General features: G+C 70.0%; 12 protein-coding genes and 1 pseudogene. 9 read left to right on the top strand and 4 right to left on the bottom strand.

What is annotated here, in order from left to right; genetic code table 11:
* Positions 1-258: pseudogene (locus P3W75_RS12070) on the top strand (polyphosphate kinase 2); the annotation flags it as partial.
* Positions 259-373: 115 nt separating this feature from the next.
* On the opposite strand, the gene P3W75_RS12065 reads toward P3W75_RS12070, so the two are convergent.
* The gene (locus P3W75_RS12065) at positions 374-847 is read right to left on the bottom strand and encodes a hypothetical protein (protein ID WP_276227578.1); all 474 of its coding nucleotides are present in this window, start codon (positions 845-847) and stop codon (positions 374-376) included.
* A 146-nt stretch (positions 848-993) separates the two neighbouring features.
* Between P3W75_RS12065 and P3W75_RS12060 the strand changes: the two genes are divergently transcribed.
* Positions 994-1,239 carry a hypothetical protein gene (locus tag P3W75_RS12060; RefSeq protein WP_276227577.1) on the top strand — a complete coding sequence of 82 codons (246 nt, stop codon included), beginning with the start codon at positions 994-996 and terminating at the stop codon, positions 1,237-1,239.
* A 3-nt stretch (positions 1,240-1,242) separates the two neighbouring features.
* On the opposite strand, the gene P3W75_RS12055 is transcribed toward P3W75_RS12060, so the two are convergent.
* Positions 1,243-1,440, bottom strand: coding sequence for a hypothetical protein (locus P3W75_RS12055; protein ID WP_276227576.1), 198 nt, complete (start codon positions 1,438-1,440; stop codon positions 1,243-1,245).
* Between the two features lie 94 nt (positions 1,441-1,534).
* Positions 1,535-1,870 carry a hypothetical protein gene (locus tag P3W75_RS12050; RefSeq protein ID WP_276227575.1) on the bottom strand — a complete coding sequence of 112 codons (336 nt, stop codon included), beginning with the start codon at positions 1,868-1,870 and terminating at the stop codon, positions 1,535-1,537.
* Between the two features lie 175 nt (positions 1,871-2,045).
* Between P3W75_RS12050 and P3W75_RS12045 the strand changes: the two genes are divergently transcribed.
* The gene (locus tag P3W75_RS12045) at positions 2,046-2,303 is read left to right on the top strand and encodes a hypothetical protein (protein ID WP_276227574.1); all 258 of its coding nucleotides are present in this window, start codon (positions 2,046-2,048) and stop codon (positions 2,301-2,303) included.
* A gap of 6 nt (positions 2,304-2,309) precedes the next feature.
* Here P3W75_RS12045 and P3W75_RS12040 read toward each other — a convergent pair whose 3' ends face one another.
* Positions 2,310-3,203: a LysR substrate-binding domain-containing protein gene (locus tag P3W75_RS12040; RefSeq protein ID WP_276227573.1), complete on the bottom strand. Its 894-nt coding sequence runs from the start codon at positions 3,201-3,203 to the stop codon at positions 2,310-2,312.
* 120 nt (positions 3,204-3,323) lie between these two features.
* On the opposite strand from P3W75_RS12040, the gene P3W75_RS12035 reads away from it, so the two are divergent.
* From P3W75_RS12035 to P3W75_RS12010, 6 genes are all read left to right on the top strand, one after another.
* Positions 3,324-4,400, top strand: a complete 1,077-nt coding sequence (locus P3W75_RS12035) for an ABC transporter ATP-binding protein (protein WP_276227572.1) — start codon at positions 3,324-3,326, stop codon at positions 4,398-4,400.
* A gap of 57 nt (positions 4,401-4,457) precedes the next feature.
* Positions 4,458-5,567, top strand: a complete 1,110-nt coding sequence (locus P3W75_RS12030) for an ABC transporter substrate-binding protein (RefSeq protein ID WP_276227571.1) — start codon at positions 4,458-4,460, stop codon at positions 5,565-5,567.
* 1 nt (position 5,568) lies between these two features.
* Positions 5,569-6,417 (top strand): ABC transporter permease, encoded by an 849-nt coding sequence (locus P3W75_RS12025; RefSeq protein WP_276227570.1) that lies wholly within the window; start codon positions 5,569-5,571, stop codon positions 6,415-6,417.
* A gap of 5 nt (positions 6,418-6,422) precedes the next feature.
* The gene (locus P3W75_RS12020) at positions 6,423-7,256 is read left to right on the top strand and encodes an ABC transporter permease (RefSeq protein ID WP_276227579.1); all 834 of its coding nucleotides are present in this window, start codon (positions 6,423-6,425) and stop codon (positions 7,254-7,256) included.
* 74 nt (positions 7,257-7,330) lie between these two features.
* A complete protein-coding gene (locus P3W75_RS12015; RefSeq protein ID WP_276227569.1) occupies positions 7,331-8,482 on the top strand; it encodes a M24 family metallopeptidase in 1,152 nt (383 codons plus the stop codon).
* Positions 8,483-8,507: 25 nt separating this feature from the next.
* On the top strand, positions 8,508-9,597 hold a 1,090-nt coding region (locus P3W75_RS12010; RefSeq protein ID WP_276227568.1), incomplete at its 3' end, for a hypothetical protein.

The raw sequence follows: 9,597 nt of genomic DNA, 5'->3' as shown, positions 1-9,597 counted from the left end.
TCGCGGCGCCGCTGGGAGGCCTACACCAAGGCCAAGGAAACCATGCTGGAGCGCACCCACATCGCCGAGGCGCCCTGGTGGGTGGTGCAGGCCGACGACAAGAAGCGCGCGCGGCTGAACTGCATCAGCCACCTGCTGAGCCAGGTGCCCTACGAGGAAGTCGAACAGGCCCCGGTCGAACTCCCGGCGCGCCAGCGCCACGCCGACTACGTGCGCGTGCCGACCCCCGAGGGGATGCTGGTGCCGGAGCGCTACTGAGCGCCACGCCGACGGTTGGCGGCGGATAACCGCGAACGGTTATACGCCCTACGTCGCGGTTGACCCTGGTGTAGGGCGGATAACGTTCGACGTTATCCGCCGTCGCTCATCGGTGTTACGGCTTGCACGGCTTGCCTTCGTACTGGTGGCCGTGCAGCGCGTATTCCTTGCCGTTCCAGCGCTCCACCGGGAAGCAGAACCCCGGCCCGCCGACTTCGATATCCGGCCAGCCGCCGACGCCCTTGCTGCCGAGGAAACTGACCATGCCGGTGCCACGGGTGACCAGCTTCCAGCTGCCGTCGGCCTGCTGGCTGACCAGGCTGTAGCCGGCGCCGGTGGCGCCGTAGCAGGCCGTGCCGCCTTCGCTGATCAGCGCTTCGGGGCGGCCGTCGCCGTTGAGGTCGGCCACCTGGTCGAGGCTGGCGGGGGTGTAGGAGGGGCTGCCGTCGTCGCAGTCGCTGCGCCAGTCCTTGCCCTTGAGGGTGTAGCCGGCGGCCTTGAAGGCGGCGGCGCTGTCGGCGGGGGAGAGCGTGGGAGCCGCCACGGCAGGGAACGCCGTGGCCAGCAGCAGGAACGCGAGTGAGCGCATGGGGAGGGCCTCGATGGGTGCGCGGGGCAACCCCGGCGCCGCCGACCCCGGCCGCGTCATACCCGTCGGCAAGTCTAGACGAGCGGTAGGCCGGGCAGGCGACGACCTGCGCTTTTCCTCAGGAAATGTGTGGCTATGCTTGGGCCATGGATATCCGTATCGAACGGGCCGACACCGAGCCGCCTACCTGGAAGGTTTTCCTCGGGACTTTCTTCATCGTCTGCGCCAGCGAAGACGAGGCCGCCGCCTGCGCGGGGGAAGCGCGCCGGCACGCGCAGGCCAACCCGGCGATCCACTGCAACCTGCCCAGCCCACCGCCGCTGCGCGCCCGCTGCCATGCCGCGCAGGCGGAGCGGGAAGCACACCGGCCCGCGAGCTACCTGGGTACCTGAGCGCTAGTGCAGGCGCTCGCACAGCTGGCGCAGGCGGTTGGCCTGGCCCTGCAGTTCGGCGATCACCTGGAACACCACGGCGGCATCCTCCAGGTTGAGGCTCTCGGTGGCGTAGTGCAGCGCCTGGGCGGCGCTCTCGCTGCGCTGGGACAGGCCCAGCAGTTCGTCGCGCAGGGGCGCGCGTTGGGTATCGACAGTCATCTTCGCTGTCCTCGTTCGATTGCTTCGGCCCAGTCTCGCCGAGCCTGGCTGAACGCTGTCTGTCCGGGCGCTGAACCCTGGCTGAACGACAGGCTCAGCGGGTGGACGTCATCATCCAGGTGATGAAGCCGGCGTTGACCACGGTGAACACCAGCGCCACCAGGAACAACCCGTCGGCCGTGTGCATCATCCGCCGGCTGCGGCGTTCGCGGCGCGAGCGCAGGCTCCAGTAGGCGCACAGCGCCGAGCCCAGGTAGAGCATGGCGTTCAGCGCCACCAGGTCGTCGGCGACGAGGTCCTCGCCGCGCAGGGTGAGGACGATGCGGATGATGCCGATCACCGTCAGACAGACGCCGACCATGGTCGCGGACACCGAGAAGATGTGCACGCAGATGTCGTCGTCCAGGCGCGAATGCGGTCGGTCTTGCATGGCGGGCACCTCGGGGCGGGGCGGTTCGCTCAGCGTAGAGCGCCTTCGCGCCTGCCGCCCGGCGGAATGCAACGCGCCTGTAACTTCGGCTTGTTACCACCTACAGTGCAAACCGACCGGCAGGACGCCCGGTCCCCGTCGAACCGACCGCAGCGCAACTGAAAAGGACCTCGTGATGCACCAGACCTTCCTGCAAGCCCGCCGTACCCTCGAAGCGGCCCTGGGCGACTTCGCCGCCGACTGCTCCCTCGACCAACTGGACGGCACCCTCAGCGTGCGCCTGCGCGCCGGCGAGATCGCCATCACTATCTGGGGCATCGCCAGCGCCAAGTGGGTCGGCGCGCAGGCCTGCGCGCGCCTCGCCGAGGAAATCCTCCAGTACCTCGACGGCCTCGACCACGCTGCGCTGCCGGAGCGGCGCAGCGCCGCCTAGCCGCGCTCAGTCGAAGCCGGGAATGGCTTCCAGCTCGCGGATCAGCCAGTCGCTGAACTCTCGCGCCAGGGCCTGGCGGCCATGGGGCGGGATGATCAGGAAGTACGGGTGCGGGGCCGGGAAGGCGATGTCGAACAGCCGCACCAGGCGCCCCTCGGCCAGTTCCTCGCCAGCCAGGATGTGGTCGCTGATGGTCACCCCGCCGCCGGCCAGCGCCGCGCGGATGGTCAGGTAGGCGTCGGGCAGGTAGACGTTCTGCCGCGCCTGCAGGCCGGGCACCCCGGCGGCGAGGAAGTAGCGGCTCCAGTCGAAACCGTCGTCCTCGTGCAGCAGCACCTGGCGCGCCAGGTCGCGCGGGCGCCGCAGTTGCTCCTGGGTGTTGAGCAGGCGCGGGCTGCACACCGGGAAGTAGTGGATGTCGCCGAGGGCGGCGAAGCGCTGGCCCTCGATGTGCGTCTCGCCGAAGGAAATCACCAGGTCCACCGCGCCCAGGTCGGCGCTCATCGGCAGCAGGTGCAGGGCCACTTCCTGGTAGCTGCGCAGGAATCGCTCCAGCAATGACGACACCCGCGCCAGCAGCGCCGGCGCGCAGGCGATGCGCAGCTCGCCGGCCGGCTGTTCGCTGGGCAGGTTGCGGCGGATGTCGCGCAGCTGGTCGAAGGCCCCGCTGATCTGCTGGCTGAGCTGGCGCCCGGCGGCGGTCAGGCGCACGCCCTTGCCCTGGCGCTCGACCAGCGCCACGCCCAGCTCTTCCTCCAGCTTCTTCACCTGGTGGCTGACCGCGCCATGGGTGACGTGCAGCTCCAGCGCGGCGCGGCCGATGCTGCCCTGGCGGACCAGTGCCTCAAAAGCGCGCAGGGCCACCAGCGAGGGCAGGCGCTGGGTACTGTTCTGGTGCATGGTGGGCTCTTTTCGGTGAATTGAATTCACCGTTTTGCCAGAAATCTATTGAATTGTCGTTAGTTGAATTTGTGTCGATGATGCCTCCAACGAACAACAACAAACGCGGGAGGCGCTGCCATGCAGCATTTCGTCGACCTCATCGGCCTGGGCAAGCGCTATGGCGAACTGCAGGTGCTCGCCGACCTGAACCTGGGCATCCGCCAGGGTGAATTCCTCACCCTGCTGGGGCCTTCCGGCTCGGGCAAGAGCACCACCCTGATGATGCTCGCCGGCTTCGTCGAACCCAGCGCCGGGCGCATCGAGCAGGGCGGCCGCGACATCACCCGGCTGCCGCCGGACGCCCGCGACTTCGGCGTGGTGTTCCAGGGCTACGCGCTGTTCCCGCACATGAACGTGGCGCAGAACGTCGCCTACCCGCTGCGCATCCGCAAACTGCCCGCCGCCGAGATCGCGCGGCGGGTCGCCGAGGTGCTGGAGCGCGTCGGCCTGGGCGGCATGGGCGAGCGCGGCATCGGCCAGCTTTCCGGCGGCCAGCAGCAGCGCGTGGCGCTGGCCCGCGCGCTGGTGTTCAAGCCGCGCCTGCTGCTGCTCGACGAACCGCTCTCGGCCCTGGACCGGCGCCTGCGCCAGGAGATGCAGGGCGAGCTGGCGCGCATGCACAAGGACTTCGGCACCACCTTCGTGTTCGTCACCCACGACCAGGAAGAAGCCCTGGCGCTGTCCGACCGCATCGCCGTGTTCAACCACGGCCGCCTGGAACAGCTGGGCACCCCGCAACAGGTCTACGAGCGCCCGGCCAGCCGCTTCGTCGCCAACTTCCTCGGCGACACCAACCTGCTCGAAGTCGGCGTGCTCGGCCGCGACGCCGGGGCGCTGCTGTGCGACTACCGCGGCCAGGCGCTGCGCGTCGGCGACAACGGCAACGCCAGCGAAGGCCGCCGCTGGCTGGCCATCCGCCCCGAGCACATCGACCTGCAACCCATGGCCCGCGCCGGCAGCGGCAACGGCCTGTGCGCCACCGCCGGCGCCGCCACCTACCAGGGCGCCCACGTCAACCTGGAGCTGGCCCTGGCGCAGGGCGAGCGCCTCGACCTGCGCCTGCCGGTGTCGCACCCGCTGCTCGGCGAGCTGCGCCGGGGCGAGCGCTACTGGTGCAGCTGGGCGCCGCAGCACGCGCACCTGCTGTCCGCCTGAGCCGCAGCGGCGGCAGAACGATAACCACAACCACACGCCATCACCGGGGAGCATCAGATGAAAGACCGCCAGGGCTTTATCGACGACGCGCTGGACATCGCCGCGCAACGCAGCGGCATCAGCCGCCGCGACTTCAACCGCAGCCTGCTGCTGCTCGCCGCCGCCAGCGCGCTGCCGTGGAGCGACGGGCGCGCCTTCGCCGCCGGCGGCAGCCTGGTGCTGGCGAACTGGGGCGGCGACGCGGTGCCGGCCTTCGAGAAGAGCTTCGGCGGCTTCGACCAGGTGGCCGGGCTCAAGCTGCAGGTGGACGGTAGCGGCCCCACCGAGGGTGCGCTGAAGACCCAGGTGAGCAGCGGCGCGGTGCGCTGGGACGTGTGCGACGGCGAGATGTACTCGTCCTACCGGCTGGGCAAGGAACAGTTCCTCAGCCCCATCGACTACGGCGTGGTCGACAAGGCGCTGGTCGGCTACGGCGACGTCCACGACTTCGGCCTGGCCAACTACAGCTACAGCTACGTGATCGGCTACGACCACGCGCGCTTCGGCGGCAACCCGCCGAAGAGCTGGGCGGATTTCTGGGACGTGAAGAAGTACCCGGGCAAACGCACCCTCTACAAGTGGATGAGCGCCAACCTGGAGTGCGCGCTGCTGGCCGACGGCGTGCCGCCCGAGCAGCTCTACCCGCTGGACGTCGACCGCGCGCTGCGCAAGATCGAGGAACTGCTGCCGCACGTCGCCACCCACTGGTCCACCGGCGCCGAGTCGCAGCAGCTGATCCGCGACGGCGAGGTGAGCCTGGCGCAGATGTGGCACACCCGCGCGGAACTGGTGAAGCAGGACACCGCCGGCAAGATCGACTGGAGCTTCGACGGCGGCATCGTCTCGCCCTCGGTGTGGATGGTGCCCAAGGGCAACCCCGCCGGCGCCAAGGCGGCCATGCAGTTCATCGCCTACGCGCTGCGCCCGGAGGTGCAGGCCAAGCTGATGGAGGTCTACAACATGGGCCCGGTGAACCTCGCGGCCAACGCGCTGCTCAGCCCGCAGCTGCAGGCGATCAACCCCACCGCGCCGGACAACCTGAAGAAGCAGGTGTCGCTGAACAACCGCTGGCACGCCGAGCACTACGGGGAAACCCTGGAGCGCTACCTGGCGCTGATCGGAGGCTGACATGCGCCCGTCCCGCGACGCCCTGTCGATCTACGGCCTGCTGATCCTGCCATTGCCGCTGCTGGTGGTGGCCGGCTACCTGCTGCCGACCCTCGGGGTGCTCGGCTGGAGCTTCAGCCTGCCGCAGTGGGGGACGCAGAACTACGCGGCGATCGCCGCCAACGCCAACCTCCAGGTGGTGGTCTGGCGCACCCTGCGCATCTGCCTGCTGACCACCGCGATCAGCGTCGCCATCGCCTACCTGATCGCCTACCGCTGGCGCTTCGCGACGCCGCGCGGGCGCCAGCTGATCGAGCTGTTCGTGCTGCTGCCGTTCTGGTTGTCGATGCTGATCCGCGCCTTCGCCTGGCTGGTGCTGCTGCGCGGCGACGGCCTGGTCAGCCAGGCGCTGCTGGCCAGCGGCTGGTTCGCCGAACCGCCGACGCTGGTGCGCAACGAGCTGGGCGCGCTGATCGGCATGGTGCACTTCATGGTGCCCTATGCGGTGCTGCCGCTGCTGTCGTCGCTGCGCCAGGTCGACGACAGCCTGCTGCGCGCCGCCAGCAGTCTCGGCGCGCGCCACTGGCAGAGCCTGCGCGACGTGTTCCTGCCGCTGACCCTGCCCGGCGTGGTGGCGGCCTCGGCGATCGTCTTCGTGTTCAGCCTCGGCTGCTTCGTCACCCCGGCGCTGCTTGGCGGCGGCAAGGCGGCGATGCTCGCGGAGTACATCTACGTGCAGATGTTCCAGCTGTCCAACTGGGGCCTGGGCGCGGCGCTGAGCATCGTGCTGATGGCGCTGGTGGTCGGTTGCGCGCTGCTGTTCGGCCAACTCATCGGCTTCCGCCGGCTGCTCGGGAGGAATGAACTGTGACCCCCATGGGAACCTTCGCCAGCCCGCTGCCCAAGGCCGGCAAACCGTCGCTGCCGCGCCCGCCGCTGGGGCGCTGGCTGTCCTGGGCCGGGCTGCTGCTGGCCGCCGCCTTCCTGCTGCTGCCGATCCTGGTGATCGTCCCGCTGTCGTTCGGCAACCAGCGCTACCTGGCCTTCCCCGAGGCCGGCCAGTGGTCGCTGCGGCACTACCTGACGCTGTTCGACGGCGCCTGGCTGCTGTCGATCCTGCAGAGCCTCGGCCTGGCCCTGGCGGTGGGCGCGCTGAGCACCGCGCTGGCCTTCCTGTTCGCCAGCGGTATCTGGCTGCGCCCCCGGCACCGCACGCTGCTCACCGCCATCGTGCTGCTGCCGATGCTGGTGCCGCAGGTGGTCTCGGCCATGTCGATCTACTACCTAGACGCCCGCCTGGGCGTGCTCGACAGCCTGCTCGGGGTCGGCTTCGGCCACCTGCTGATGGCCCTGCCGTACTCGCTGATCGCCCTGCTGGTGGCCTACGCGCGGCTCGACCTGAGCCTGTACAAGGCCTCGCGCTCGCTCGGCGCCGGGCTCTGGGAAAGCCTCTGGCGGGTGCTGCTGCCGAACGTGCGCGGCGGCCTGGCCGGGGCCTTCTTCATGGGCTTCGTGATGTCCTGGGAAGAGGTGGTGGTGACCCTGTTCACCAGCGGCCTGCAGGTGGTCACGCTGCCCAAGCGCATCTGGGACGGCCTGCGCTACGACCTCGACCCGGCGATCGCCGCGGTGTCCACCCTGATGATCGCGCTGACCCTCGCGGTGATGCTCCTGCGCCTGTTCCTGGAACGTCGCCGCCCACCGAGCTGACATCCATCCGGCCGCGCCTCGCGGCCTCCACAACCTGCCTGACCCACGCACCTTGTCCCGAGGAGGGAACCCCCATGCTCACCGCTTTCCCCGCCCGCACCTACCGCCGCCGTGTCGAAGCCGTCAAACGCCGTCTCGCCGAGCGCGGCCTGGACGCCCTGGTGGTCAACTACCCGGACAACATCAACTACCTCACCGGCTTCGACAGCCTGGGCTTCCTCTGGTACCAGGCGCTGATCATCTCGCCGAAGCTGGCCGAGCCGGTGTTCCTCACCCGCACCAGCGAGGAGCCCTGCACCTGGGAACTGTCCTGCGTGAACGAGGCGATCTTCTACGACATCGCCAAGCAGGACCCGCTGCGCATCGTCGCCGATGTGCTCGCCCAGGCCGGCCTGAGCCAGGCGCGCATCGGCCTGGAACTGTCCGCCTCGACCTTCTCGCCGCTGCAATACAACGCGCTGCTCGGGCACCTGCCGGAAGCGCGTTTCGAAGACGCCTCGATCGTGGTGGCCGAGGAGCGCCTGATCAAGACCGCCGAGGAAATCGAGTTCCAGCGCAGCGCCGCGCGCATGGCCGACCAGGGCATGCGCGCCGCCTTCGAGGCGCTGCGCCCGGGCATCTCCGAGGTGGAAGTGGCGGGCATCGTGGCCAACGCCCTGGGCCGCGCCGGCAGCGAGTACTCGGCGATCAGCCCGATGTGCGCCACCGGCCGGCGCAGCACCATGACCCACGCCATGCCGCACCGGCAGACCATCAGCGATGGCGACGTGGTCATCCTCGAACACGCCGGGGTGTGCAACCGCTACCACGCCATCCTCATGCGCACGGCGGTGATCGGCAAACCCAGCCCGCGCGTGCGCGAGGTATCGAGCCTGCTGACCGAAGCCTTCAACGCCGCCATCGACATCGCCAAGCCGGGCACCCCGGTGGGCGAGGCCAATCGCGTGTGCAACGAAATCCTCGACCGCATCGACCTCTCGCGCACCCGCGTGCACCGCATCGGCTACAGCCTCGGCCTGGCCTACCCGCCGACCTGGCTGGAGGCGATGATGGTCGACGAGGCCGACGACCACGTGTTCCAGCCGAACATGTCGTTCTCCATCGAGCCCAACCTGTCCTTGTACAATGAAGGCTTCGGCATCAAGCTCGGCGACACCGTGCTGTGCGGCCCGGACGGCTCGGCGAGCCTGTCCGAACTGCCGCCGGAACTGCTGGTGATCGACTGAACGGGGGTTCGCGATGACGCACACCATGGATATCTTCTGGCACGACGACGTGCTGCGCCACGACACCGCCGCCGGGGTGTTCGAGGCGCCGGCCAGCGACCTGCTGGCCGAGCAGATGCTGCACCCGGAGAGCAACCCGCGCCTGCTCAACATGCGCGCGGTGCTGCAACGCGGCCCGGTGGCCGGCGCGCTGCGCTGGCACACCGGGCGCCACGCCAGCGAGGCGGAACTGCTGCGCTTCCACGAGGCGGACTACCTGCGCGGCATCCTCGCCGCCGACGCCGAAGGCAAGCGCTTCAGCAGCACCACGCTGATGTCCGCCGGCAGCCTCGCCGGGCTGCTGGCCGCCGCCGGCAGCAGCCTGGCGGCGCTGGACAGCCTGCTCGCCAGCGGCACCCCGGCCATGGCCCTGGTGCGCCCGCCGGGCCACCACGCGGCGCCGGCGATGGCCGACGGCTACTGCTTCTTCAACAACGTCGGGGTCGCCGCGCGCGCGGCCCAGGCGGCGGGGCTGGAGCGGGTGGCCATCGTCGACTGGGACGTGCACCACGGCAACGGCACCCAGGAGGGCTTCTATGCCGATCCCTCGGTGTTCACCGTGTCGCTGCACATGGACCACGGCGCCTGGGGCCCGAGCCACCCGCAGAGCGGCGCGGTGGACGAGCGCGGACGCGGCGCGGGGCTGGGCAGCAACCTCAACCTGCCGCTGCCGATGGGCTCGGGCGACACGCTCTACGAGGAGGTGTTCCGGCGCTTCGTCGAGCCGGCCTTGCGCGCCTTCCGGCCGCAGCTGCTGATCATCGCCAACGGCCTGGACGCCTCGCAGTTCGACCCCAACGGCCGCCAGCTGCTGACCATGCGCGGGTTCAACCAATTGGCCCGGCGCGCCCGCGCGCTGGCCGACGAACTCTGCGACGGGCGCCTGCTGGTGGTGCAGGAGGGCGGCTACAACCCGGCCTACAGCGCCTACTGCCTGCACGCGGCGACCGAGGGCTTCCTCGGCCTGCCGTCGTCGCTGCCCGACCCGCTGGCCTACATGCCCGAGCCCGAGGCGCGGGTAGCGGCGGACCTGGCGGCGCTGGCGCAACGCCTGGCCGCCGCCGGCTGGCACTTCG

The organism is Pseudomonas citronellolis (assembly GCF_029335315.1).
Classification (GTDB): domain Bacteria; phylum Pseudomonadota; class Gammaproteobacteria; order Pseudomonadales; family Pseudomonadaceae; genus Pseudomonas; species Pseudomonas citronellolis_A.
This window is presented reverse-complemented; position numbering and strand designations above follow the sequence as displayed.